This is a genomic window from Flavobacterium hibernum, assembly GCF_000832125.1.
In the GTDB taxonomy this organism is placed as follows: Bacteria; Bacteroidota; Bacteroidia; order Flavobacteriales; family Flavobacteriaceae; genus Flavobacterium; species Flavobacterium hibernum.
Map to the genome: position 1 here is coordinate 34,525 of NZ_JPRK01000013.1, position 26,053 is coordinate 60,577.

General features: G+C 34.1%; 20 protein-coding genes. 1 reads left to right on the top strand and 19 read right to left on the bottom strand.

Annotated elements, in window-relative coordinates:
- Positions 1–9: 9 nt before the first annotated feature.
- The 18 genes from IW18_RS15640 to IW18_RS22965 all read right to left on the bottom strand — a co-directional run bounded on the left by IW18_RS15640 (position 10) and on the right by IW18_RS22965 (position 23,945).
- Positions 10–408 carry a tautomerase family protein gene (locus IW18_RS15640; protein WP_041518831.1) on the bottom strand — a complete coding sequence of 133 codons (399 nt, stop codon included), beginning with the start codon at positions 406–408 and terminating at the stop codon, positions 10–12.
- A 115-nt stretch (positions 409–523) separates the two neighbouring features.
- Positions 524–2,095, bottom strand: a complete 1,572-nt coding sequence (locus IW18_RS15645; RefSeq protein WP_041518832.1) for an arylsulfatase — start codon at positions 2,093–2,095, stop codon at positions 524–526.
- A 304-nt stretch (positions 2,096–2,399) separates the two neighbouring features.
- Positions 2,400–3,050 (bottom strand): VOC family protein, encoded by a 651-nt coding sequence (locus IW18_RS15650; protein ID WP_041518833.1) that lies wholly within the window; start codon positions 3,048–3,050, stop codon positions 2,400–2,402.
- 233 nt (positions 3,051–3,283) lie between these two features.
- Positions 3,284–5,668 (bottom strand): arylsulfatase, encoded by a 2,385-nt coding sequence (locus IW18_RS15655; protein ID WP_052480181.1) that lies wholly within the window; start codon positions 5,666–5,668, stop codon positions 3,284–3,286.
- Between the two features lie 244 nt (positions 5,669–5,912).
- Positions 5,913–6,326: an arsenate reductase ArsC gene (locus IW18_RS15660; RefSeq protein WP_041518834.1), complete on the bottom strand. Its 414-nt coding sequence runs from the start codon at positions 6,324–6,326 to the stop codon at positions 5,913–5,915.
- Between the two features lie 132 nt (positions 6,327–6,458).
- Positions 6,459–6,923: a DUF6428 family protein gene (locus tag IW18_RS15665; RefSeq protein ID WP_041518835.1), complete on the bottom strand. Its 465-nt coding sequence runs from the start codon at positions 6,921–6,923 to the stop codon at positions 6,459–6,461.
- Positions 6,924–6,980: 57 nt separating this feature from the next.
- The gene (locus IW18_RS15670) at positions 6,981–7,307 is read right to left on the bottom strand and encodes an ArsR/SmtB family transcription factor (RefSeq protein ID WP_041518836.1); all 327 of its coding nucleotides are present in this window, start codon (positions 7,305–7,307) and stop codon (positions 6,981–6,983) included.
- Positions 7,308–7,502: 195 nt separating this feature from the next.
- Positions 7,503–8,651, bottom strand: coding sequence for a cytochrome-c peroxidase (locus IW18_RS15675; protein WP_041518837.1), 1,149 nt, complete (start codon positions 8,649–8,651; stop codon positions 7,503–7,505).
- Between the two features lie 325 nt (positions 8,652–8,976).
- Complete coding sequence (locus tag IW18_RS15680; protein ID WP_041518838.1) at positions 8,977–10,449, bottom strand: hypothetical protein; 1,473 nt, start codon at positions 10,447–10,449, stop codon at positions 8,977–8,979.
- Complete coding sequence (locus IW18_RS15685) at positions 10,436–11,917, bottom strand: RagB/SusD family nutrient uptake outer membrane protein (RefSeq protein ID WP_041518839.1); 1,482 nt, start codon at positions 11,915–11,917, stop codon at positions 10,436–10,438. The genes IW18_RS15680 and IW18_RS15685 overlap by 14 nt, the downstream gene beginning before the upstream one ends.
- A gap of 4 nt (positions 11,918–11,921) precedes the next feature.
- The gene (locus IW18_RS15690) at positions 11,922–15,278 is read right to left on the bottom strand and encodes a SusC/RagA family TonB-linked outer membrane protein (RefSeq protein ID WP_041518840.1); all 3,357 of its coding nucleotides are present in this window, start codon (positions 15,276–15,278) and stop codon (positions 11,922–11,924) included.
- A 2-nt stretch (positions 15,279–15,280) separates the two neighbouring features.
- Entirely contained in the window at positions 15,281–16,399 is a 1,119-nt protein-coding gene (locus tag IW18_RS15695) for a FecR family protein (protein ID WP_041518841.1), read from the bottom strand.
- Positions 16,400–16,467: 68 nt separating this feature from the next.
- A complete protein-coding gene (locus IW18_RS15700; RefSeq protein WP_041518842.1) occupies positions 16,468–17,067 on the bottom strand; it encodes an RNA polymerase sigma-70 factor in 600 nt (199 codons plus the stop codon).
- Positions 17,068–17,452: 385 nt separating this feature from the next.
- Positions 17,453–18,799, bottom strand: coding sequence for a DUF3526 domain-containing protein (locus tag IW18_RS15705; RefSeq protein ID WP_041518843.1), 1,347 nt, complete (start codon positions 18,797–18,799; stop codon positions 17,453–17,455).
- 1 nt (position 18,800) lies between these two features.
- Entirely contained in the window at positions 18,801–20,252 is a 1,452-nt protein-coding gene (locus tag IW18_RS15710) for an ABC transporter permease (RefSeq protein WP_041518844.1), read from the bottom strand.
- A 6-nt stretch (positions 20,253–20,258) separates the two neighbouring features.
- Positions 20,259–22,553, bottom strand: coding sequence for a TonB-dependent siderophore receptor (locus IW18_RS15715; protein WP_041518845.1), 2,295 nt, complete (start codon positions 22,551–22,553; stop codon positions 20,259–20,261).
- 14 nt (positions 22,554–22,567) lie between these two features.
- Positions 22,568–23,263 (bottom strand): ABC transporter ATP-binding protein, encoded by a 696-nt coding sequence (locus tag IW18_RS15720; RefSeq protein WP_041518846.1) that lies wholly within the window; start codon positions 23,261–23,263, stop codon positions 22,568–22,570.
- A 331-nt stretch (positions 23,264–23,594) separates the two neighbouring features.
- Complete coding sequence (locus IW18_RS22965; RefSeq protein WP_165587337.1) at positions 23,595–23,945, bottom strand: hypothetical protein; 351 nt, start codon at positions 23,943–23,945, stop codon at positions 23,595–23,597.
- 444 nt (positions 23,946–24,389) lie between these two features.
- Here IW18_RS22965 and IW18_RS15725 point away from each other — a divergent pair, with 444 nt between their 5' ends.
- Positions 24,390–25,139 carry a 4-hydroxy-tetrahydrodipicolinate reductase gene (locus IW18_RS15725; protein WP_041518847.1) on the top strand — a complete coding sequence of 250 codons (750 nt, stop codon included), beginning with the start codon at positions 24,390–24,392 and terminating at the stop codon, positions 25,137–25,139.
- Positions 25,140–25,291: 152 nt separating this feature from the next.
- Here the strand turns inward: IW18_RS15725 and IW18_RS15730 are convergent, their stop codons facing one another.
- Positions 25,292–26,038: a succinate dehydrogenase/fumarate reductase iron-sulfur subunit gene (locus IW18_RS15730; RefSeq protein ID WP_041518848.1), complete on the bottom strand. Its 747-nt coding sequence runs from the start codon at positions 26,036–26,038 to the stop codon at positions 25,292–25,294.
- Positions 26,039–26,053 lie beyond the last annotated feature (15 nt).

Here is a 26,053-nt window from a genome sequence, read left to right on the forward strand (position 1 = left end):
TTTTAGATTTTACTTCTTTAAATGTTTGGGTTCCTGGATTTCACCATTTCCAAAAGACCAGTTTTCAAGGCCATTATTTTCTAATAAAACGATGATAATATTGTTAATTAAAATTTCTGTCGAGGTCGAAATTTTACTTGCAATTTGGTGGTACAAATTCTTTTTTTGTTCCAATGTTCTACCTTGTCCTGCAGTAATTTGAACATATATAATCTCTTCAGAATGCGAAATACCAAGATAACTCTCTGGATATTTTATTTGATGAGATTCTAATTCTTCAATTACATGAAAATAATCGTCTTTCGGAATATGAAATTCTGCTATTAAAGATTGATGAACAGCTTCTGAAATACTATTTTTTGTTTCTAGTGAAAGTTTCTTAGGCAAACTGATTCGGACAAAAGGCATTTGATCTAATTTTAAGAGTGATTATAGTTACAAAGATAAAGTCTCTTTTAGAATAGAAGTAAAATTTAAAAAGAAAACCCCGAAAATTACTTTCGGGGTTTTATCATATAAGATATTATCTTTCAATTTGAGGCTTTGGCAGTTTAGCGATTACATCATCTATTGAAAATGTTGCTGGTGCCTGTCGTGGCGGAAATTGTCGATAAGTTTCTAAGTATTTAGATACTTTAGCTACTGCCGGCAGAATTAAAAATGCTCGATCAATAAGCCATTTTTCATACCCAATTGAGCCATCAACAGCATATTCAAAAGGATCGGCCAATAAATCGACCGTAAGTGGGCCTCTTAATTTAACCATCGGGTTACGCCAGATTTCCATTCCTTTGGCATATTGTGCCTGAAAAATATATTTAAAACGCTCGTCGCGATAAGCTACCAAGTTTCCGTCATCATCAAAATAGACAAATTCATGGCGAGCAGTTGGGCTTTGACCTTTTAGATAAGGTAGTTGATTATAACCGTCTAAATGTACTTTGAAATTTTTGTTTCCTTCCTGAGCACCATTTTGAACGCTGGCTACTAAATTTTGATCACCTCCAGCCGCAGCAACCAGAGTAGGTAACCAATCTTCTGCCGAAAATAGACCTGTTAAATTACTTCCTGGTTTAATAACTCCTGGCCAGCGAACTACAGCGGGAGCACGATAAGCACCTTCCCAGTTTGTATCTTTTTCTGAGCGGAATGGAGAAGATCCTCCATCTGGCCATTGATTTTTCATAGCACCATTGTCAGTAGTCCAAATTACGATCGTATTATCCGCAATTTTAAGATCATCTAAAAGTTTTAAAAGTTCTCCAACCATTGCATCATGTTCAACCATTCCGTCGGCTTGTGTACCAAGGCCAGTTTTTCCTAAGGAAGAAGGTTTTAAATGTGTAAAAACGTGCATTCTTGTACTATTAAACCAAGTAAAAGATGGTTTACCTGCTTTTGCCGATTTAGTGATAAAATCTTTTGCAGCAGCTAAAAATTCTTCATCTATCGTTTCCATTCTTTTTTTAGTAAGAGGTCCAGTATCTTCTACTTTTCCACCTGCAGTTGCTCTTAAAACACCTCGTGGTCCAAAAGCTTTTTTAAATTCTTCTCCTTTTGGATAATCAGGATTTTCTGGTTCTTCTTCAGCATTTAAATGGTATAGATTTCCAAAAAACTCATCAAATCCGTGCTCCGTTGGTAAGTATTTATCCTGATCACCAAGATGATTTTTACCAAACTGGCCACAAGTATATCCTAAAGGTTTTAGAAACTCAGCAATTGTAGGATCTTCTTTTTGTAGACCAATTGGTGATCCGGGTAAACCTACTTTTGTTAAACCAGTACGATAAGGAGATTGTCCTGTAATAAATGCTGCACGACCCGCGGTACAACTTTGCTGTGCATAATATTGAACAAATACGGCGCCATCATTACCAATTTTATCAATGTTAGGAGTTGTAAATCCCATTAAGCCACGGCTGTAAGCACTTACATTTGTAACCCCAACATCATCTCCAAAAATAACAAGGATATTGGGTTTAGATTTTTTGCTTTGTGCTATCATGTTTGTAGAAAATGCAAATAATACTAAAATTAGTACAGCAAATTTCATCATGATTTTGTTCGATTCTGATCTTTTTAATAAATGCATAAAACTTTTTTTTAGGTTTAAAATAAGTGAACAGATATAAATATAAGAATAATTTTACATAAATGTAGATTGTTGTAGTATTTGTATTTTATACAATATTAATTTGGCGCTGAATAAAATATGGGGATGTTAAAAATAGGTTGTCATTAATTTTATTGGTAACAGACTACTTCTAAGTATTAAGTGCTGAAATTAAAAAATATTTAAAAACGTTTTATAGTAAACATGTTCCATTTTATAAAATGGAACATAAAAAAAGCCCAATTTTAATGAATTGAGCTTAATGATATTATTTTTAGACTAATCAAAAAAACAATTCACTTTGAATTTCGTTATTTTCTATTCTAACTTGAGTTTTATTACTTTGAGATGGAGTTTGAGTAGGATACCAGTTTCGATTTGGTTTCACTATAATCAATAAACCTTCATCATCGCCAACGGCAGCAAAAAGTTCACTATTATCATTTTTAGAAAAGAATTTCAAATTGTGTTTTGCAATCAGTTCTTTTCCTAATGCCAACGGATTTTCATTTACGATTCCAATTTCGCTAATATTTAAAATAGATTTAGAACTGAAAGATTCATTTTGAGCATTGTTGAGATCATGTCGAGCAATAAACTCTAATAAATTGCCATTATTGTCGTAGAAATAAACTGCATTTGCGTTCCAGTTTTCAAAATTGGTGATGACGTTTTGATCTTCAATAAAAATTAAATCTACTTTGTTTTTACACCATTCTATGGCTTCATCAAGTTTATTTTCGGGGATATTAAATGCAAAATGATATATAGAATTAAATTGAGGATTTTCTACGAATTCTAAAATAGAATTTCCTGCCTGAATGCTTAAGGTTTCTTCGTTATTTTTTACAATAGAAAGTCCTAAAACGGTTGTGTAAAATTTTAATGTTTGTTGAATATTATTGGTTTGAATTTGTATGTGTGCTAACTTCATGATGGTATTTTTTTAGTGAAGAAGAATAGATTTCTTTTGTTTTAAACAAATTTAAAAAAAGGCAAAACAAATCTAAGTGATGCGCCATTTTATACATCAATGAAAGTATAGTAAATTATTATAAAGAAATGTTCAAAGATTAAATAGCGAGGTTTTCATTTTTCTTTAAGATGCATAAAAAAAAAGTCCAATTCTTTTAGAAATGGACTTTTAATTATTTTAAAAAAAATGATCTATTGCTTTAATTCGACCACAACTTTTTCTATTTTACCCTGAAAAGTAAAAGGAGCATCATAAGTTCTGTCGACAGGAGTTCCAAAATCTTCACCAACATCCAGTGTTTCATCGGCAGAGAAACGACTCGGAACTGTTTTTGGGATATCTCCGCTTGCTACTTTTTTTCCGTCGACTAATAAAGTCGCTTTTGCTGCTTTACCAACTCCTCCGCCAGCATAATCAAAGTTAAGTACGATTTTATGTTTTCCGGCAGTTAAAGCTGTTGGCGATTGTATGCGCCATTTATGGTTAGGATAATGAGAAAATGCGTAAGCAAAAGTTGGTTTTCCTTTTTGAAGCATTAATGCCAAACCTGCAAAATAACCACCTTGCGTAATAATCATTCCCTCTTGTCCGGCTTTTACATCAATATCAGCCGTAATGCTAAAAGATGTATTTTTCATATTAGGTGCCATTCCTTCTGTAATACGTGAAGTGCCTTGGTGAAAAGTAAATTGGGTTCTGCCTTTGTTTAAATTAGGACGATTCTCTGGATTTACTCTATCAATATAGCGATCATCAAAAGGAAAAACTTTATATTTCTGAGCTTCTTCCATAAAAGCCTTTTGCATTTCTTTCAGCTTTTCAGGATTTTGTGCCGCAATATCATTCGCCTGACTATAATCTTTAGTTAGATCGTATAATTCCCATTTATAATCTTTTACAGGATCTTCAGATGGGATTGGGTGTCCTTGCCAAGGCAGATTTTTTGGTGTAGTATTCGCCAGCCATCCATCTTTATAAAAACCTCTATTAGCAATTACTTCAAAATATTGAGTTTTGTGCGTTTCTGGAGCATTTGCATTATCAAACGAATACACCAGACTTTTTCCTGCTATAGGTTCTTGCTCAAAACCATCTACTTTTTTAGGTTGAGGTATATTGGCTGCTTCCAGAATCGTTGGAACAATATCTGTAATATGTGCAAACTGACTACGAATTTGTCCTACTTGTTTGATTCGTGCTGGCCAGGAAATTACCATTCCGGTACGGCTACCACCTAAATGCGAAGCTATTTTTTTATCCCATTGAAAAGGAGTATTCATTGCATGAGCCCAACTTTGCGAATAATGTTCTGCCATCCAAGGACCGCCAAAATCATCAAGATGTTTCAGCATAAATTCTTCGGTATCAACTTCGCCATTTACCATAATTCCTATCTCGCTTGTTAAACCCTGACCAGTAGGATCTTCGGCACTGGCGCCGTTATCACCCATGATAAAAATAACCATGGTGTTATCATATTGTCCTAAATCTTTAATAGATTGAAGTATTCTGCCAATTTGAAAATCGCAATAAGCCAGCATTGCAGCATAAACTTCCATTTCTCTGGCGGCAACTTTTTTCATTCCCGGAGATAAGGCATCCCATTTTTGATATTCGGGCGGAGTCGCTGCCAGTAATGCATCATTTGGTATAATGCCTAATTTCTTTTGATTTTCGTAAGTCGCAATACGTTGTTTGTCAAATCCCTGATCAAATTTGCCTTTAAATTTTGCAATCCATTCTTTAGGAGCCTGATGAGGTGCGTGAGCAGTTCCTGGTGTATAATATGCAAAGAATGGTTTGTTTGGCGAAACATTTTTTTGTGTTTGTATCCAATGAATCGCATGATCGGCTAAATCTCTGTCTAAAATATAATCAGGATCTACTTTTTCATCTTTAAAATAAGGATCTACAGGTTTTGTACCTTCAAACAAAGCTGGTCTAAATTGATGTGCATCGGCACCCAGAAAACCATAAAAATATTCGAAACCCAAACCTGTTGGCCACAAATTAAAAGGCCCTGCTGGCGTAGATTGCCAATCGGGTACATTATGATTTTTACCAAACCATGAAGTCCCATAACCATTATCTGTCAATATTTTACCAATAGTTGCAACGCTGCGCGGCACTAAACTGTTATAACCGGGATAAGGAGTAGAGAATTCCATAATAATACCTGTTGCAGCAGTATGATGATTTCTACCTGTAATAAGCGCCGCTCTCGAAGGCGAACAAACAGCCGTGGTATGAAAACGATTGTATCTTAATCCGCTTTGGGCAAGAGCATCAAAATTTGGGGTAGGAATTGGGCCTCCAAAAGGAGAACTTGCTCCAAAACCTACATCGTCAATCATGATTAGTAATACGTTGGGCGCGCCCTCTGGTGCACTAATTTCTTTTGGCCATTCTATGGGGTCAGAATCTTTGATGGTTGGAGCCACTTTGCCTACTTTTTGATAAGGTTCTATGGGAAGAACTGTTCTGTCTGGCCAGTTCTTTGAAGAGTTTTCCTGAGCATTTACAAAACCCAAGGATAGCATTATAATTAAGCCTGCGAGTAATAAGTCATTTTTCATAATATTGATTGGTGTTATATTAAAAAAAGCGTATGGTTACTTATTGTAAGGTATTGTATGTGAATTGGTTGTTGTTAAAATTACAAAAAAAAATGAGGGACATTTAAATTATACTAAAAAAAATAAATAGTTTTTAAAAAGGTAAAAATCCCAATTAATTGTGGAAAAAAAATAAACCCAACAGGTTTAAAAAAAACTATTGGGTTTTGAATTTTAAATTATGAGTTTTTACGATCGTAATTGCTTAAATGTTTTTTGCAAAAGAATCGCAATACTCTTTTATAGTCTGTCTAACCGCTCTAAATTCTTGTCGAATTTCCTCTTCATTTCCTGTTGCTTTAGCGGGATCGGGGAAGTTTTGATGCAACTTTTGAGCTTTTGTTGGAAAAATTGGACAGCTTTCTTTTGCATTATCGCAAACTGTTAGAACAACATCAAAATCAATATTTTGATATTCATCAACATGATTTGAAGTATGATTTGAAATGTCAATACCATCTTCCTTCATTGTTTCAATCGCTCTCGGATTAACGCCATGCGTTTCAATGCCCGCACTATAAATTTCAGCTTTATTTCCTAAAAAGTATCGTAAATAACCTTCGGCTATTTGGCTTCGGCAACTATTACCGGTGCAAAGTACCAGAATTTTTTTTGTCATAATTTAAACGAGTAACCAAATGATATTGATAAGACAAAATTTAGGCTCAAAGCCAAAAAAGAGCTGCAAAACAATAACAGATGTTGTTATAATAATAGGTTTTCTATATTTAATAAATGTCTTTTTCATCGATTAGCAACAACCAGCATCTGGCGAGCAACAACTTGCTTCGTTTGTGTTTAATTCGATAAATTTAGATTGTGAAGGAATTCCACATGCGTCCTCAGCAAGACAAGCAGTAAGTTTATTTTTTAAAATAAAATGAGTTCCATTAAAGTCTAAATCGTATCTGCCAATAGTTTGATTTTGATATTCTACTTCAATTTCAAGATCTTGAATTCCCAATTTTTCTTCTGATAATTTAATGATTTGCAAAAGTTTGTTAGGTTTCAATCTATGCTCATAATCATCAGCGTTCCATAATTGAAAATTCACAACACTTTCATTGCGAATTACACCACCACAATCGATAAACTTTTTAGTAATAATTCCAACCTCGGTAACATGAAAGTGTTCGGGAACAAAAGTTCCGTTTTCCAATTGAAAAGCTGTGTTTTCCAGTGTAGGAAGTATGTTTTTGATTTCTGATAATTTCATTGTTTTTAAATTTTATAGTTATAATGCAATATTACGATATAGATGATAAAAAAAAGCTTAACAACATTTCTGTTCCTTAGTGACAGCAATAATATTTGAAAAATAAGTATTTAATAGATCAAAAGTAGTTTCGTCTATACAATAACAAATAGCATTTCCTTCAATATTTCCTTTTATAAGACCTGCATTTTTAAGTTCTTTAAGATGTTGCGAAACTGTTGGTTGTGCCAACGGAAGCTCATTTACAATATCACCACAAATACATTCGTTAACTTTTAATAAATATTCTATTATTGCAATTCTTGCAGGGTGACCCAACGCCTTTGCAATTGTTGCAATTTGATTTTGTTTCGTTGTAAAATGTTCCGTTTTAGTTGCGCCCATTGTTTTTGTATTTTAATATAGCAATATTACGATATAGATTTCTGAAAAACAAATATTTCTTTGATTTAAATTTCAGAACGAATATTTTGATAAAATTTAATTGTAAACCCGACAGTCCCGAAGCTTCGGGATAAAACCTGTCGGGTTTGAAATTGACTATGGAATATCGAATTAGAATATTAAACTAAACTCTAATTACTTTGGCAATGTTGGAATTATAATTCTTCGGGTTGGCGTACTCAGCGTTTCGATAAAAGCCAAAAGATCGCTGATTTCCTCTTTATTTAAATCTAATTTTTTGAGTAAAGGATCAGGTTTCGGAATCAACGAATCGCGTGCAGTTCCCGCATATTTTTTCTGAATAGGAGCGGGATTACCTAAATTATAAAGTTCCACAACATCCAATAAAGACGGAAAATGTCCGTGATGCATCCACGGTTTAGTGTTTACCACTTCACGCAAAGGTGGCGTTCTAAATTTGCCTAGATCGTCTTTGTTTTTCGTTACATTATAACGTCCAAAATCTTCATTTTTAGTACCAAACAAAGTTTGTCCGTCGTTATGAAACTGATTGTCACTAAAATATGGTGTATTATGGCAATTGATGCATTGCGCTTTGGTTCTAAACAAATGCAAACCTTTTACTTGTGCATCAGTATAAGCATCTGATTTTCCGCTTACAAATTGATCAAATTTACTTTTAGGACTATTAATCGATCTTTCAAAAGTGGCAATTGCATATTGTATTCTTTGCTGATCTACTTTTTTATCGCCAAAAGCCGCTACAAATAATTCGTTGTACCCTTTTATTTCGGCAATTTTATCAACGGCAATCGTTAGTTTTTCGTTCATTTCGAGCGGATCACCAATAGGAAATTGTGCTTGATCTTCGAGACTTGAAGCACGACCATCCCAAAATAAAGTTTTGGCATACGCCGAGTTTAAAATCGTCATCGAGTTGCGTTTTCCTGTTTGGCGATCGTGACCAAAAGAACGCGTTAAATTATCTGTCCAACCCAATTCAGGATTATGACAAGACGCGCACGCAATTTGTCCGCTTCTAGATAATCTCGGGTCAAAAAACAGGATTTTACCCAGACTTTCTTTTTCTTTAGAATACGGATTATATGCGGGGTACGGAACGTCAGAAAGCACTCCAATATCTTGGAATGCTTTTTTATCTATGCTTTTATCTAATTCCGGTGCGGGCCATTTAGTTGGATCACCGCTGGAATAGAGTTTTCGTAATTCTGTAACATCGATGTAGTCGGGTTGTTCGATGCTCTTATAAGCGGTTAAACTTAGCAAGAGTAAAAAGGGGATTAGTAGTTTTTTTGCTTTCATTTTTTTTTGATTTCTTTCGCAGTTTTTAGTCTTGGTCTCAGTTTTTAGTCTCGGTCTCAGTCTCAGTTTTCAGTCTCAGTTTTCAGTCTCAGTTTTCAGTCTCAGTTTTCAGTCTCAGTTTTCAGTCTCGGTCTCAGTCTCGGTCTCAGTCTCAGTCTCAGTCTCAGTCTCAGTCTCAGTCGCGGTGTACAAGCTTTGTTTTTTAAACTTTGTCAAAGTTGGTTTACGTTTTTCGTAAAATAGAGTTTATACTCTACGTTACAAACTGAAAACTAAAAACCGCGACTGAGACTGAATACTGAGACTAAAAACTAAAAAACTCTATCTAAAGATCAACTTCCTTTGCGCAAGGTTCGTTTATCGGATTTAGCTTTGGATAGGTTTTGTTGTTATAAATTTTATATTGTGATGTTGCTGTTCCTCCAAATAATTCCTGATTGGTTAATTTCAACTCAAATGAAATTTCAAATAATCCTGTGCTGATTTCTTTGTAAGTTCCTTCTCCCGAAATTGCGATACTATGACTGCTTTTTGTTGTGTTGGCAACGGTTATGTATTGCGGAATTACTAATACTTTTCCTTGGGTTTTACTGTTTCCGTTGTCTGGGAAAAACTCTAATGCCGAGGTGATATTAAATCCGGGAGAGTTTGCCGCAGCGGTACTTTCGTTGGTAAACCATCTTTTTAAATTGAAAGAGTTGGTGGTCGACGTTCCGGAAACAACATTGAAACCAATTTTGAAAGCATCGTGATAAATATCGTCATTTGGGTTTGTTGTGCCTTTATCGCTGTATAAAATAGCGTTTGGATTGTCTTTCGTAACGACAACCGGAAACGTAAAAGCATTAAAAGCTTGCCATGCACAAGTTCCGCTTTTATCAAACCAGTTTTCGCCATAAGTCAAATAAAACTGATTGGTTAAGTCGTAAAATTTTGATGCTGGATTGGCTTTTACATCTCTTGCTGATTTAATTGGTTTTACGATTTGCAAAATTTTGTTTCCTGTTGCAGGATAAAGTGCTGTATTAACCAAAGTAAGCGAACTTTCGTAATAAACATCATCATTTTGTAGGTCTTCGAGAAGTTTTAAATGATAGTTTATCGAACTTCTGTTTGTTCCATAATCGTCATGTGTTAATTCGTAATCAAAACCGTTTAAGAACTGAAACATTTCAAGTTTATCAACTTCTGAAGGGAAAAATCCGTTAGGGAAATTTACTTTAAAATTGATTACTTCTCCTTTAACACCTTTAATATCAATTTTACTTATTGGAAAAGTATAGTTGGTAGAGATTGTTCCCAAATCGATTTTAAAAGTATCGTTTGTTGCTTCGGTATTTAGATTTCCGATATGAATGTTAGGATCTGAAGCATTCTCTAATTTTAAAGTAATACTTTGGTTTTGAGTCCATCTTTTGTCAAACGAAACAAAAACGGTGTCTGTAAGTTTACTTCCTTCAAACGTAAGTGTTGTTTTTGGATTAAGACTGTAACTGTCTGTTGCACCAGTTGTTGTTGCACTAAAATTCACTGTAACTGCATTTTTTAATGAAAATGAAGTTAAGGCAACTGGTATTTTTAGTGTTTTTACAGCGGTGTTTTCAAAGCTGTTTCGTGGAATTAAGTTGGCATTTACGGCCGGATATTCAAGAGGTATATTATCGCTTTTTGTCATAAAGTTAAATCTCACAAACGGATCAACGTTTTCTCCGCCTAATTTGTAGTCGTCTTTAGAACAAGCTGCAAATAACAGTATTATAGCAATAGATAAGGCTGGTATAAATTTAATACGATTCATTTTGCTTTAGGTTTGAGTTAAGATTAATATTGAAAATTGGTATTGGCAATATAAATTTTGGCGAAGGATAATTTAAGCCGCAAACATTCGAAATACAGCCGTCATTTCTGGAAACTCCTCTTTGATTACGAACAAGGTCAAAAAGTAAATGGCCTTCAAAACAAAGTTCTTTTCTTCTTTCTAATAAAATATTTTCTTTGATGTTCGTTGCATTGGTTAAAAGTGATGCATTTGCTCTGGCTCTAATGGTGTTCACATCGGCCATTGCCACATCTGGTTTGTTGGTTTCTGCGGCTGCTTCGGCACGAATTAAGTATAATTCGCTCAATCTAAAAGCAACGTAACCAGGATTGTCGTGGTATTTTTTGGTAAAATTATACGGCATCATTATTTGGTTTCCGGCAATTAATGTAGAAAGTTGCAACGGTAAGAATAATTTTTTGCGCAAATCATTTGTTTCATAAAGATTAAACAAATCGTTTGAAGCTACATATTTTCGGCCAGTATCAGATATCGTGAACAAGGGTGGAGGCGAAGTACTATAACCAAAGTATGCCGCTATCGAACTCGAAGTTGTACCTGATGCATCTCTTGGTGCACTAAATTCTAATAAAATTTCAGATACAGGTAAATCTGTTTTTTCCCATTCTGATACTAAATTTGTAGCGTTCATTAAGCTTATGCCCGAATTTGCAATTACATCATTGGCGGTATCATAAGCATTTTGCCAGTCTTTTTTATACAAGTAAACACGCGCCAATAATGCTTTTGCGTTGTTTTTGTTGAAATAAGAATAAGCAGGACCTTCTGAAACTGATTTATCAGCATAATTACCTAAAGCTGTTTTTAAATCTTCAATAATAAAATTGTACGTATTGGCAACCGTTTCTCTTTTTGGATATTGAATTCCGCCTTTTATCGAACGAGTATTGTAAACAATTCCTATATGTGAAGCATCTGGTGTAAAACCGTAATTTTGACTGTAGATTAACGACAACATAAAGTGTGCATAGGCACGAATTGTAAGTACTTCGGCTTTAATTTGGTTTTTCTCTGCATCGGTGGCATCATTTAAATTTGGCGTATATTCTAAAATTAAATTCGCCTGATTTATAATACTGTAACTCGCATCATAAAAAGTTTTAAAATCACTTTCGTCAGATTGATCTTCAAACGAATAAACTTTTTGTAGCGCTGTTGGCAATACAATTTGTCCTTTATTAGTAGTATCAAAAGGTGTAATTTTTAAATTTCCACCTTGTAAATCAGCGTAAACCGCAAAACGTTCGCCTCTCATATTTTCTTCAATACTGGTATAGAGTCCTTTTAAAGCAGTTAGAACTCCTTTTTTGTCTTGTAAAAGTTCGTCTATCGAAGTTTGAGTTCCCGGTTCCTGTTCTAAGAAATCACTACAACTTTGCGCAGAAAAAATCAAAAGGGCAAAGGTTATATATTTTAAATATTTCATAATCTTAAAATTTAGCGTTCATTCCGATCGATATAGTTCTCGCTTGCGGATAATTATAATTTAACTCTCTAATACCATTCATTCCTTTTGGACTTTTTTCTTTGTACCAATACCAAACATTTGAAGCATCTACAAAAACAGCCAAATTATCCAGGAAAGTATTTTTTAGAGGAACATTGTAACTCAAATTGATATTGCTAATTTTCAAGAAAGTCGCATCATAAATATATTTGCTCAAATTGGCCTGGATTGGCGAAGTACTTACAGAACCTTGTGTTGTAATATCTCCGGCTTTTCTCCAATAATCGTAGGCATTTACCGTAAGATTTCTATTTAAAGTATTCGAATATTTATCAATTAAAACATCTTGCACTAAAAAGTCTCCACCAAGCTGAAACGCACCTCTAATCGATAAAACAATATTTTTATTGATCGTAAAGTTGTTATTAAAACCACCATAAGCATCGGCTTGTTTGTCACCAATTGGCACTAAATCTGCCGTGGTGAATAAAGATCTGTAGGTTGTGGCGTCGTAAATTTTTCCATCTTTTTCGACCAAATCACGACCCGTTGCCGGATCAACGCCCACCCAGTTTATTCCCCAAAGTGTAGTGGTACTGTAACCTACTTTTTGAGCCAATGCCAAGGTTGCTACAGAATATTCGCTGCCTAAACCTTTTAGTTCTGTAACTTTATTTTTTACTGTTGAAATATTAAAAGATGTTGTCCATTTAAAACGATCACTTTTAATCCATTTTATTCTGGTAGTAAACTCAAAACCTTTATTGTACATGCTTGAAGCATTCAATTGTACAGAACTGTAACCTGTTTCTGTTGGGATATCTCGGGTTGTAATTAAGTCGCTCAAATCATCATAGTAATATTCTAATAATAATTCGACACGATTAAAGATATTAAAATCAATACCCACATTAAATTTGGTATTTTTTTCCCAGCCTAAATTTTCGTTTGGAGCCGCACCTGGTTTTGCCTGTGTACCGCCATTATATCCGTTTTGACTAATGTTGTATAAACCTTTAGAACGGTACGAACCAATTCTTGAGTTTCCTGTAGTTCCGTAACTTATTTTAAATTTCAATAAATCAATCCATGAAGTCGATTGTAAAAAGTTTTCGTTGCTTGTAATCCAGCTAAAACCTGCACCGCCATTGTTAGCAACATCAGAATCATTACCAAAAACAGAACTTTGGTCGCGTCTAAAGTTGGCCAAGAAATAGTAACGCTTTTTATAATTGTAATTGATTTGCGAAAATGCCGAAACTTTTGAGTTATTGCTGTTTTCATGACTGTAAGTCTGACCAGAGTAGGTTTCATCTGTTGTAGTATCAGGATTATCATCTCTTAGCGCTTCAGAAACTGCATGAATTTGGTTTGGGTTTACAAATCCAAGTCCCGAAGAATAATCAAAGCTTGCTTTGTCTTCAGAAAGTTCCATACCAATAACACCATCAATGGAGTGATTTTGGTTCAATTGCTTTTCAAACAAAAGCTGTCCTTGCCAGTTCCATCTCGTAGAATTTCTTTCGTTTATAATTCGACGTCCCCAAGTTGGATACGTAATTTGATCTAAAACGAAACTTCCGTTAAACTGACCACTTTCATTTTGACCGGAAAAATAGCGATCTTGTTCCTTATCTGTATAATCGATTCCAAATAGAGTCGAAAATCTTAAACCTTTAGTAATTTGGTAACCAACACTCAAACTTCCCATAAGTCCGTAAATCTGAGATTGGCTTTTATTTTGTTCGATTGCTGCAAACGGATTTCCTCCGCTAATACCAGTTAAGCCAATTTTCGAAAGTGAACCATCGGCATTATAAGGCGAAATTGTAGGTAAATAAGCAAAATTGTAAAAAATATTAGGTGCATCTTTTTGAATAAAACTTGGATTCACCATTAAATTAATGTCCCATTTATCGGCGCGATATCCCAAATTTACCCCAAGATTTAATTGTTTCGTGTTATTGCCCAATTGAGGTTCATCGATTTTTAAATAATTAAGATTGGTGCGATACGAAAATTTAGAAGTTGCACCGGAAACGCTCAAATTGTATTTATTAAAGTAACCAGCGTTGTTTAATAAATCAAACCAATCTGTATTTACGCCATTGTAAGGCACATCTACATAACCCGGAGTTGTATTTCTAAGAAACTCATTTCTAACTTCGTTATATTGCTCACCGTTCAAATATTTAATTTGATTGATTGCCGATGAAATCCCGGATTGATTAGAAAAACCAAATTGTGTTTTCCCTTTTTTACCTCTTTTTGTGGTAATCAAAATAACTCCATTTGCACCATCGGCACCATAAATACCAACGGCTGCCGCATCTTTTAAAACCGTGAATGTTTCAATGTTTTCTGGCGCAATTTTCATTAACGGGTTTGAAAAACTTTCTGCATTATCTCCATTTCCGGTAAAAAAAGCAGCATCAATTCCCATTTCTTCACTCATAACCAAACCATCTACAATGATAAGAGGTTGAGTTGAAGTTCCGGTTTTCGCTCCGGATAACGATGATAAAGTTCCCTGACCACGAATATTTATTTTTACGGGACCACCAACTCCTGTAGTATTTTCGACTAAAACTCCTGCAATTTGTCCTTCGACCATTTTGTCAATACTTTCAGAAGCTTGTTCAACCGCTATATCTTTTGCATTTAAAGTCGAAATACTTCCCACAATTTCCTCTTTCATTTTTTTGGTTCCGTACGACGAAGTAATGACAACCTGAGTTAACTCATCTGTATGTTCTTCCAGATAAAAAGTAAACTCCTTTTTGTTATCTGCTTTTATAGTTTGGCTTTCCATTCCTAAATACCCCACTTCAAGTAGCATATTATGAATATTGTTTCCTCTTAACTGATATACAAATCGTCCGTTAAAATCAGTAATAGCACCCATTCCAGTACCTTTAATACGCAAAGTTGCGCCGGCAAGTGGCATATTATCTTTGGCACTATAAACTGTACCGCTTATAAAACGTTCTTTTTCGTCAGCATTAGAATGCGAAGTTGGAGTAGGCACACTGTTCGTTAATAAAACCTGCTTTTTTTGTATGTAAAAAGAAATGTTTTTTCCGGTAAATAATTGCGTTAAAACCGTTTCAAGACTTGCATTTTGAACATTTAGATCTGCCAATTGATCAGTATCAATTTTTCGGGCATTATAAATAATTCTAAAATCAGTTTGATCTTCAATTGCTTTAATAATCACACTAATAGGTTTGTTTTTTACCTGTAATGTAATGCCTTTATTCTGCGAAAAACCTTTAAAACTGGATATGAATAGGGCTAGGAAAAATAGAATTTTCCTTAAATTGGGTATCGTAAAAGTCATGTTTATTTAGTTATAGAAGGATTGGTAATAGTAATGGTGTTTTGCTTAATAGCATAATTAAAAGGCGTGTCACGTTTTAGAAGTTCTAAAATGTTTTCGACACTAGAGTCGCTAATTTTAATTGTACCCGTAAAATTCTGTTTGGCCAAATCAGAATTTTCGTTGATAATTTCAACATCGTAGGTACGCTGAATTATTTTAGCGATGGTAGAAAATGGAGTATCTTTAAAAGCAAGTTCGCCCTTTGTCCAAGCAGCATAAAAACTCGGGTCGACCTCTTTTGTTGTAATTTTTTTAGAATTGTTTTGCCAAGTCGCCATTTGGTTAGGTTGCAGTAAAACAAGATTTTGCTTGTTTGCGACTTCGTACATTTGAATGCTTCCTTCGACCAAAGTACTGTTAACACTAGGATTCTCAGGATAAGCGCTAATATTGAATTTTGTTCCTAAAACTTCAACATCAACTTGATTCGCGTTTACAATAAACGGATGTTCTTTGTCTTTGGCAACTTCAAAAAAAGCTTCACCTGTTAAATACACATTTCGTTTTCCGTTGATACCAAATTGCTCTGGATAACGAAACGTAGTTCCTGAGTTTAGATTGACAATCGTACCGTCTGAAAGTGTCAGTTTAAAACGCTTTCCGTACGGAACTTTAAGCGTATTGTATACTACTTTTTCGTCCTGAACTTTTCCGAAATAGATAATTTGGTTTGGGAATTTCTTAGCAACTAATAATCGGTCTTGATTAAGAACCAAAACTTCTTTTTTAGTTTTGCTCATAATTTCAGAGCGACCATCAGACCATTCTAAAACAATTTCTTTGGAAGTTGTTTTTGGTTTTTGATTAAAGTTCAAAGCTAGTTTTCCAAATCCCAACAGGACTAAAAATACAGCAGCATATTTTAAAAAGCGATATACTTTCTTTTTAGGTTGAATAGAGATTACCGGAGTAGAGTCGATCGAAATATCTTGTGAAAGTGTGGTGAGAGCCCAAGCCTTTTTTAAAGAAATAAAATGCTTCTTGTTTTCGTCTGAAGCGTCGATCCAATCAAAAAGAGTTTGGACTTCTTGCTCTGAAGCTTCGTTAGAAAGATATTTATGAATAATTTTGGTAATCATATTTTGGTTATTTAATCTTCTGGTTATAGTAAGTACACTTCAGAAGTAAAATACCCTACCTTTTATTTTTAATTATTACAAATAAGGATAAAAATTAAGAACAAATAATCAGATAATTTGGTTTTTAAAATCTTTAAAGCCTTTGTCATATGGGCTTCGACAGCTTTTAAGGTAACTTGCATTTCTTCGGCGATTTCGGCATTTTTTTTATTCTCGAAACGTTTTTTTATAAAAACTTCTCTTGTTTTTGGAGGTAAATCGCTAATAGATTCCTGAATTAAACGTTCTAATTCGGTTAATTCTAAAGTATCAAATTGCACCGAATTTAAAATCTCGATGTCTAGTTCTCTTTCTTTTTGATTTAAGACTTCGCTTTTAAATTTATCCTTTACTTTATTATGACGAATCATATTCAAGCATTTTGATTTAGCGTAAGTATATAGAAAAGATTGTACGCCATTTATAGATTCTACAGTTTCTCTATTTTGCCATAGATATAGCAAAGCTTCTTGAGCCAAGTTTTCGGCTTCGTCGTGATCGTAAATAAATTGGAAACTAAAAGCGGTGATTCGGCGAAAGTATTTATCGTAAAAATAAGTGAAGGCAGTTTCGTCTCCTTCTTTGAAAGATTCAAAAAGATTCAATTCGAAACTGTTATTGTTGTTCATTAAACGAAATTTACTTTGGAGAGGCAATTTTGTAAATTTAAAAAACTACAGGAATTTGCCAAGAAAGCGGCAAATATAAAAGTTTATTTATATTAATTCTAAATAAAATTAAAATAAAGAGGATTTGAAAAAATATTAGTCAGAATTGGAGTAATTTTTAAACCATAAGGGATGTAAGTAATGCAAGTCAGGCTAAACAGCTAGATTTTACCGCAAAGGAAACAAAGCTTTGTTTTTTTTTGCCACAGATTAAAGGATTATTAAGATTAAAATCTGTGCGAATCAATGTAATCTGTGGCTTAAATAAAAAAGTTCGCAAAGCTTTGTGAAAAAACTTTGCGAACCTTGAGTAAACCTTTGCGGGCTTTGCGGTTAAAAAAAGTGTTTAAATATTTTTAATTTTAAAATTTCTCCATCCAAACACAATCAAAATTAAGTTGAAAAGTAATAGAGGCAAAAATGCTTTCAAAAAGTTAATTTCTGAAGGATCATTAAAAGTTTCTACTTTAAATTTAGACCAGTTTTCTTTGTTAACTTCAGAATTATCAAAGATTTTTGGATAAAAATACAATCGCAATTTTTCGTGAAATAGTTTTGTTTCCTTCAAAAATAAAAGTTGATTTCCTAAGTCGGCTTTAGCAATTTCGTTCAGTTGAATCTGTGCGTGCAACGTTGGAATAAACTGCGCAATATTTTGACTGGCGTTATTTCGTTGTTCCAGTTTATTTTGCAACTCCTGAGATTGTTTTGCCGAGTCGTCGTCACCTGCTTGTTGCATTGCATAATACCAAAGCCAGCTAAACTCGGCGTTTGGCAACGGATAACTTTTAAATTGCGGATAATGACTATAGAATTTATCCATGGTAATTTTTTTATCCATGTCCCATTTTTCATGATAAGCATTTCGCTGTTTTACCGTTAATTCTAAAGCCTCGGGAATTGGATATTTATTGACAATATAAGTGTTGATGATTGCCGGTAAAATAATGATGAAAAATAGCCAAATAGTTAATAATATAACCGCATTAAAGTTGGAGTGTTTTTGCAACGAAACAATAAAAAAGCAAACGGCAAACCAAAACAAAATGTACAAAATTGCAATGGTGTAAAAAGTTAGAAGTGAATTGTCAAAGGGAATATTCAGAAATAATACAGCGATAAAAAGTACAATTGATAAAAGCGCAATTAGGCTTAAAATTCGGATATAGAATAATTTCAGAATGTACAAAAATGTATTCTTACTTTGTGTTGCGACAATTTTCCAGGTTCCTGATTCTTTTTCTTCGGAAACCAAATTATAAGAAAATGCAATTATTAAAAGCGGAAACAGGTAAATGAGCACAAAACTAAAATCGATATTTCCGGACAAAAGATTATTCGGGTTATTAAGCTCTGCGTCATATTTTTGAGCTTCCAAACCACGAATGGTTACGCTTTGTATCGACGGATTTACATCGCGCTGACCAATTGCCAAACTATTTATAGGCAAGGTTTTATTGACCAACGAAAATTTAATGTAATAGAGTAGAAGCCCAATTTCATCTTTATGAAAAGCCGCATTTCGGGCAATATGTTCTTTTTGATAAATCGCGGCTTCGGCAATATTATCCTGCTGTTTTTGCTGAAATTGCTGACCAATTAAAAGACTGATGAAACAGATGATGAAAAGGAAAATTAATCCAATTTTGGTTCCTTTCGATCGTATGAAATTTTTAAATAGTAATGCTAACATATTAAATAGCTTTAAGGTTTTTGACGGCAAATCGAATGAAAATAAACAGCAATACAATCCATAGAAAAATAGAGAGAATAGACACGATTTCGGATTTTAAAACGTCCCAAATTTCTTTTGGTTCATAATGAAACTCTTCAACATCTGCCCAATGTTCTTTGTCAATAGTTAGAGGTTTATCGTTTGGCGCTGGCTTTTTATTACTAATGAATTTTACTTGCAAAGCATTCATTTTTTGCGCCATATTGTAGCGATAATTTTCGGCTTGTTTCTGAAAATCGATATACGAATCATAATCGGTATTCGATAATCCCATCGATAAGTTTTTGATGGCGATATAAGGATTTACAAAAGAAATGATTTTCGAAAATCTATTTTGTTTTTCATAAACCTGAAGTAATTTTTCTAAATGCTGATTGTAGATTTTAGAACTTATTTTTTCGCCTTCGGTCATAATAAAACCAGAATAATTGAACGGTAGTTTTTGTACTGAATCGACTTTGTAAACTCGTAAAAGTGAATCTTTTATCGCTTTATAATGCAAATCGTTTGGGTTATGACTGTCTCCTTGTTTCAAAATATCTTTTTCGATGTCACTTTGAAACTGAATTTTTGATGGTGCTTCGTAAATATATGCTCCAATTGCCTGCGTAGTTCGTGGCAAAATGATGGTAAAAACCAACCAAATACCTATTAGTGAAATCAACGCTTTTTTTGATGTTTTGCTTGACGCCGAAATTAGAACGGCAATCACGCAAAAGAAGATCAGATAGATAAAATGAAATAGAATAAACAAGCTCATTTTGATGGTTTCATCGGGTGTAATCGAAAAATTTTGAAGCAATAACCAAATAAAAACCAATACTATAATGGTTGGAACAAAAAGTAACATGATAACGCTTGCAATGCCTAAAATTTTACCCGTTAAGAGCTGTTTCCAACTAATTCCCTGACTTAATAATAGTTTTAGCGTTCCGTTTTCCCTTTCGGCCGCGACCGCATTAAAACCTAGAAAAAAGATTAATAAGGGCAATAGAATTTGCAAAACCATAGCAATGCTAATTTCTCCAAATCGTAACATACTGTTGGAGAATCCGGCCTCAGAAAAATTGGCTGTATTTTGTTTGTGCGCTTCGAGAAAAATGGCATTCCCGAAAAAAGGTTCCATACCAAACTCAAAAACGCTTAAAGGTGTACTTTTTCTAAACGCAAAATTGCCGTAGTGCGCCATTCTATGCGGATTTTTGTCTGGATTTTTTAACCAGTCTTCACGAGATTCGTGTTGGTATTTTTCGCTTGTTTCGTTTTGGTTCGTATAATTTTCCCAACCTGAAAATGCTGCGTAAAGTAAAATAAGACCAATGAAAAGCGTAATGATAAAAACAGCCGTATTTTTAAAAACGGAATTTTTTAAATGTTTGGCTATTAAAATTTCGGTGTGTAATGATTTCATACCAAATTAAAATTTATAGGTTACTGTAAGGCTGAAATTTCTTGGTGCTCCCGGAAACAATCGCAAATAATTTTGTGCACCCAACCAATACGTTTTGTTGAATAAATTACCTGCATTTAAAGCAATTTGCATATTGCTTTTGTTGGGTTTGTAATATACAGCGGCATCAAAAACAGTGAAATCAGGAAGTGTAAAGGCTCTTGTAAACCAAGGCACTTTGCTGCTTTGATATTGCATCCCGAAACCAACTCCTAAATCCTTCAAACCTGAATCTGAATTAAAATTGTAACGCGTCCATAAATTGGCGCTGTTTTTTGGTGTATTTTGTTTTCGCGCACCAATTAATGATGCATCACGATCGTTGGTAATTTTGGCATCAATGTAACTATACGAAGCATTTATTTGCCAATCGGCTGTGATGTAGCCTGCTAAATCGCACTCAAAACCGCGGCTTCTTTCAGCTCCGCGTGTGACCAATAAATCAGGATTTACAGGATCATTGGCATTCATTAAAATATTACGCTGATTAATTTCGTAAACCGCAGCGTTAAAGTTGATAGCATTGTTAAAAAAAGTGGCTTTTAAACCTATTTCTTTCAGATTGCTTTCGAGCGGATCAAACAAACTTCCGGCAGGCAAAGTACCTGTTTGTGGCATTAAAGTTACGGTGTTCGATTGTGGCTGATACCCTTCGAGATAAGTTGTATAAACATTTATTTGATTGTTGATTGCATAGGTTATACCCACGCGTGGCAACAATGCCGATTTCTTGACTGTTAGCTCCTTATTAGTTTCGTAATTGCTAATATCTTCAAACCATTCGTTTCGTAAACCCAGTAAAACGGTAAATCTTTCCCACTGAATTTGATCTTGAATATAAATAGCATTTGTAGTTGTTAATGCCGATGGTAAGGCTGTTCTAACATTCAATGTGTAATCGTCTGGACTGGTTAAGGTGTACGTGGGATTATTCAAGTTGAAATAATTAACGTTTGGTTTTGGTAACAAAACGCCATCAATTGTTGTCGTTTGATAGTTTGCCGTGTTTGCAGGAACAAAAGTACTGGCAACAGTTCCGTCTTTCAATAAATAACCTCTCGCTGCATTTTGTCCGCCGCCTTTTGTTTTATTCCAACTGCTTAAATCGTAACCAACCAATAATTTGTGTTTGATTTTTGCTGTTTTTAAATCGAAATTAAAATAGGTACTCAAATTATCTACATCCCAATATTGCTGACGTTGTACAAACTGCATCATGGCTAAACTGGTAACGGGCTGATTGTTCATATCGACCGCAAAACCATTTGTGGTTCTGTGTTCTTGTAAATTCTCGGTCCAGGATTGTTTCATATATTGTGCATTAAATCCTATTTTAGAACTGAATTTATGAGCAAAACTGGTTGTGAAAATCATTTCTTTCGATTTAAAGAAATCACTTGGAGCGCCTAAATTCAGACTAATTGGTGTTTTGTTTAAATCAGTAACACCTGCCACCGCACCAAAAATGGGTTGCCCGCGATCAAGCGTTCCCGTCATGTCGCTCAAAATCAATTCAGTATTAATAGCTGTTTTTTCATTTGGGATATAGCTAAACGAGGGAGAAATCAAAAAAGACTTATTACCTACTAAATCACGAAACGATTTTGCTTGTTGATACGCTCCGTTTACACGATATAACAACGTTTTTGATTTGTTAAGAGGACCAGTAAAATCAAGAGTTCCGCGAAAAGTACTAAAACTTCCCACACTCATACTCACTTCTTTTCGATCTACCGCCAAAGGTTTTTTAGTAACTAAATTGATGCTTCCGCCTGGATCTACAGACGAGAATGTCGCGCTCGAAGGTCCTTTGATTACTTCGATACGTTCAATATTATTCGTTAAAGGCTGTAAAAAGTAATATTGGCGTGTACGCATTCCGTTAATAATTTGACCTTCTTCGTTTTGACTAATACCTCGAATCGTGTATTGATTGTAATAACTTGCGGGAATCACGCCACTTGCCATTTTTACGGCATCGGCAAGATAAAACGCTCCTTTATCTGCAATTAATTCTTTGGTAATTGTCGAGATAGATTGCGGAATATCTTTGTTTAATGCTGCCGTTTTGGTTGCTGCAAACGAATAATCGCTGTTGTATTTTTTAGTCGAACGACCTACAATTTCTACCGTTTGCAATTCGTTTCTTGCCATTTTTACAGAATCCTGAGCGATGCTGTCTTTAACTTTTTTAGTGCTATTTTGCGATTGTACGCATTGTGTACCCGTTACTAAAAGTAAAAAGGGAAGTAAATGTTTCATTTTTCTATTTCCTTTTATACGGTTTGTAAATACAAATCTTCAAGCTCGTTTGCTGAGATTTTATCTGCTTCGATTACTGTTACCAAGTTGCCTTGTTTCATGATTCCAATGTGCGAAGCGACCTCTCTGGCTCTGAAAATATCGTGGGTTGCCATTAAAATTGCCGTTCCGTCTGCCGAAAGTTCTTTCAGAATTTGCGAAAACTCGTTGGAAGCTTTAGGATCTAAACCGCTCGTAGGTTCATCTAATAAAAGGACTTTTGCTTTTTTGGCAACTGCAATAGCAATTCCTACTTTTTGACGCATTCCTTTAGAGTAGCCACCCAAATTTTGGTCGTGTGCTTTTGTTTGCAATCCTGCTTTACTAAGAAAATAAGTCAATTCTCCTTTTGAATATTTAAATCCTGCCAGAGACGAGAAGAATTTTAAGTTTTCTACACCTGTTAAATTTGGATACAACATTACTGTTTCTGGAATATATGCTACATATTTTTTGGTTTCCTGTGCGTTATCAATCACAGAGATATCATTGATTTTTAGTTCTCCCGCAGTTGGTTCAATAAAGCCTAAAAATAGATTTATAGTTGTGGTTTTTCCCGCGCCATTTTGACCTAATAGTGCAAAGATTTCGCCTTCTTTAATAGTTAAGTTTAATTTATTCAACGCGATATGATCGCCATATTTTTTGGTCAGATTTTTTGCTATAAGCATAGTTTTGTGTATTTGGATTTTTTTTAAGTTTTCAGTCTCGGTTTTTAGTTTCAGTCTCAGTCTCAGTCTCAGTTTTTGGTCTGAGGTTTGGTTGATTTTTGAGATGTGGACGACTTTAGAATTTGAGTAAGGGGAATGGATAGTTTACTACAGTTTTGTAGAAAATCTGTATTAGAATTTTAAAAACAAGAATATTTTTTTAGAGTAATATCTATTACAATTTCTGTTTAAAGAAAACTGCTTTAGATAAAACCACAAATAAGATGTCCTTTAGCCAATTGAAAATAGGCTATAGGTGTTTCTAATTTTTAGAAAATAAAAATGTAGTAAACTAAACTAAAGTAGGAGGTGCTCTAAGAGCGAAAAGACTGCCTTTGAAAAAGTTTGAAGCGACTTTTGTATAAAAGAAAACATAAGAAGTTTCAAAATTTACTTTATGAAAGGATAAAGTTTGGAATGCACTTGGGATAAAAGTGCTAAAAGCAAAGTGACAAACGTGACAATTGCTATCTACAGAATGGCTGTGTGTAATTTGGTTTTGACCATCAACATAATGATGATCACAATGTTTTTGGTATAATTGTTTGTAAAGATGCTCGTAAGAGTGAACCGTCTGAAACAGCATTGCGAACAATACGGTTAAAGACATAAAAAAATTAATTAAGATAATTTTCTTTTTCATTCTTGTTTTGGAAATCAGCGCGCTTAGCGGACTTTGTGGTTTATTAACTAACGCAACTTTGTTGCAAATATAGGTTTCTTATTTATAAACACACTAAAATTTGATGTTATTTTTAAATTATAAATATAAAATTTGTAACAATTTCATTCCTTGAAAATTAAGTTTTATAAGTGCATAGTATAAAAGAGAACTTGTTTTTAAAGAATTGCAATTTTTCAATTTTTATTGACGCTTATAATATTTTCACATTATTATTCTTGTTAAGAAGACTTTATATTGTTATAAAACTCCGTAATCGTTAGTTGCCCTGTTGTAATATTCCTATTTTTACTAATAGAGGATCATTATCTGCTTAGATAATAATTGAATTTTTGGTTTGACATTAATTTTAAAATGATGTCAATTTTCTATTAACGAGCGTTCTGCTCAGTAAAAAAATAAATTATGAAAATAGGATTAATCGGATTCGGGAAGACTGGAAAATCTGTAGCTTCAATTCTACTAGAAAACAAGAAATTTTGCTTGGAATGGGTTTTAAGACAAAGTACTGTTTTAGAACATAGATCTGTTCCGGAATTTTTCGGGATTCAGTCAGATGAACCTGGGTTAATTTACTCTAGTTCCAAAACAACAATAGAAGAATTGTTAAACAAACATCCTGTTGATGTGATTATTGATTTTTCATCCAGTGATGGTATTTATACTTATGGAGAAATTGCAGCTAAAAGAAAGGTTAAGATTATATCAGCCATTTCACATTATAAAGAGAAGGAATTGCAATTGCTAAAAAAATTGGCGCATAATACGACTGTGTTTTGGTCGCCTAATATTACTCTTGGTGTAAATTATTTGCTTTTTGCTGCTAAATTCTTGAAGAAAATTGCTCCTTGGGTTGATATTGAAGTCAATGAAGAGCATTTTAAAAAGAAAGAAGGAACTTCTGGAACAGCCGTTAAAATTGCCGAAGCCTTAGATATCGATAAAAAAGATATTAACTCGGTAAGGGCAGGAGGAATTGTTGGAAAGCACGAGGTTATATTTGGGTTTCCGTATCAAACGGTTCGATTAATTCACGAATCTATTTCAAGAGAAGCATTTGGAAACGGAGTTGTTTTTGTTGCCGAGAATCTGGAACATAAACAAAAAGGATTGTATAATTTTGAAGATATTCTAACGCCTTATTTTGCGGTGTAATTTAAGTTTCTAAAAAAGAATTTTGAATTAATCTCGCAAAGTCGCAAAGTTTTTTTATTTAATATCGAAACCCGACAGGTTTTAAAAACCTGTCGGGTTTACTTTGTGTTTAAGCTCTGCGAATTAGCGGCTTTGCGTGATTTTTTATAATATTACTTTCTAAAAATCACTGCTTTACTGTATTCCGCATTCATTTTTGCGATTGAAAGAATTGAAATTCCTTGTGGACATTCAATTTCGCAGGCTCTTGTATCAGAGCAATTTCCAAAACCTTCAGCATCCATTTGTTCAACCATTGTTAAAACTCTTTTTGAAGCTTCAACTTTTCCTTGAGGAAGCAAAGCCAAGTGTGTGATTTTTGCACCAACAAACAAGGCAGCACTAGCATTTTTGCAAGTTGCAACACAGGCACCGCATCCTATGCAAGCTGCGGCATCAAAAGAAGCTTCGGCAGTTTCGTACGATATTGGAATTGTATTTGCTTCGGGCGCCTGACCTGTTGAAACTCCGATAAATCCGCCGGCTTCAATAATAGAATCAAAAGCAGATCGATCAATTTTTAAATCTCTTAAAACAGGAAATGCTTTGGCGCGAAAGGGCTCAATATAAATGGTGTCTCCATCTTTAAAACTTCTCATATGAAGCTGACAAGTTGTGGTGTTCTTTAAAGGTCCGTGTGCTCTTCCATCTATCATAACGCCACATTGACCACAAATTCCTTCTCTGCAATCGTGATCAAATTCGATAACACGTTCTCTTTTTTGAATTAACGATTCGTTCAAAAGATCCAGCATTTCCAGAAACGACATATGTTCTGAAACTCCGTCAATTTCATAATTTACCATTTCTCCTTTTGAAGAAGTATTAAGTTGTCGCCATATTTTAAGATATAATTTCATAGGTAATTATTAATT

What these genes read in the sequence shown, in the direction of transcription:
- IW18_RS15650 (WP_041518833.1), bottom strand. Translation starts at nt 3,050, where the DNA reads ATGAAGTTAGCACACATACAAATTCAAACCAATAATATTCAACAAACA.
- IW18_RS15685 (WP_041518839.1), bottom strand. Translation starts at nt 11,917, where the DNA reads ATGAAATATTTAAAATATATAACCTTTGCCCTTTTGATTTTTTCTGCG.
- IW18_RS15660 (WP_041518834.1), bottom strand. Translation starts at nt 6,326, where the DNA reads ATGACAAAAAAAATTCTGGTACTTTGCACCGGTAATAGTTGCCGAAGC.
- IW18_RS15665 (WP_041518835.1), bottom strand. Translation starts at nt 6,923, where the DNA reads ATGAAATTATCAGAAATCAAAAACATACTTCCTACACTGGAAAACACA.
- IW18_RS15655 (WP_052480181.1), bottom strand. Translation starts at nt 5,668, where the DNA reads ATGAAAAATGACTTATTACTCGCAGGCTTAATTATAATGCTATCCTTG.
- IW18_RS15645 (WP_041518832.1), bottom strand. Translation starts at nt 2,095, where the DNA reads ATGCATTTATTAAAAAGATCAGAATCGAACAAAATCATGATGAAATTT.
- IW18_RS15725 (WP_041518847.1), top strand. Translation starts at nt 24,390, where the DNA reads ATGAAAATAGGATTAATCGGATTCGGGAAGACTGGAAAATCTGTAGCT.
- IW18_RS15700 (WP_041518842.1), bottom strand. Translation starts at nt 17,067, where the DNA reads ATGAACAACAATAACAGTTTCGAATTGAATCTTTTTGAATCTTTCAAA.
- IW18_RS15690 (WP_041518840.1), bottom strand. Translation starts at nt 15,278, where the DNA reads ATGACTTTTACGATACCCAATTTAAGGAAAATTCTATTTTTCCTAGCC.
- IW18_RS15680 (WP_041518838.1), bottom strand. Translation starts at nt 10,449, where the DNA reads ATGAATCGTATTAAATTTATACCAGCCTTATCTATTGCTATAATACTG.
- IW18_RS15695 (WP_041518841.1), bottom strand. Translation starts at nt 16,399, where the DNA reads ATGATTACCAAAATTATTCATAAATATCTTTCTAACGAAGCTTCAGAG.
- IW18_RS15710 (WP_041518844.1), bottom strand. Translation starts at nt 20,252, where the DNA reads ATGAAATCATTACACACCGAAATTTTAATAGCCAAACATTTAAAAAAT.
- IW18_RS15730 (WP_041518848.1), bottom strand. Translation starts at nt 26,038, where the DNA reads ATGAAATTATATCTTAAAATATGGCGACAACTTAATACTTCTTCAAAA.
- IW18_RS15640 (WP_041518831.1), bottom strand. Translation starts at nt 408, where the DNA reads ATGCCTTTTGTCCGAATCAGTTTGCCTAAGAAACTTTCACTAGAAACA.
- IW18_RS15675 (WP_041518837.1), bottom strand. Translation starts at nt 8,651, where the DNA reads ATGAAAGCAAAAAAACTACTAATCCCCTTTTTACTCTTGCTAAGTTTA.
- IW18_RS15715 (WP_041518845.1), bottom strand. Translation starts at nt 22,553, where the DNA reads ATGAAACATTTACTTCCCTTTTTACTTTTAGTAACGGGTACACAATGC.
- IW18_RS15720 (WP_041518846.1), bottom strand. Translation starts at nt 23,263, where the DNA reads ATGCTTATAGCAAAAAATCTGACCAAAAAATATGGCGATCATATCGCG.
- IW18_RS22965 (WP_165587337.1), bottom strand. Translation starts at nt 23,945, where the DNA reads ATGAAAAAGAAAATTATCTTAATTAATTTTTTTATGTCTTTAACCGTA.
- IW18_RS15705 (WP_041518843.1), bottom strand. Translation starts at nt 18,799, where the DNA reads ATGTTAGCATTACTATTTAAAAATTTCATACGATCGAAAGGAACCAAA.
- IW18_RS15670 (WP_041518836.1), bottom strand. Translation starts at nt 7,307, where the DNA reads ATGGGCGCAACTAAAACGGAACATTTTACAACGAAACAAAATCAAATT.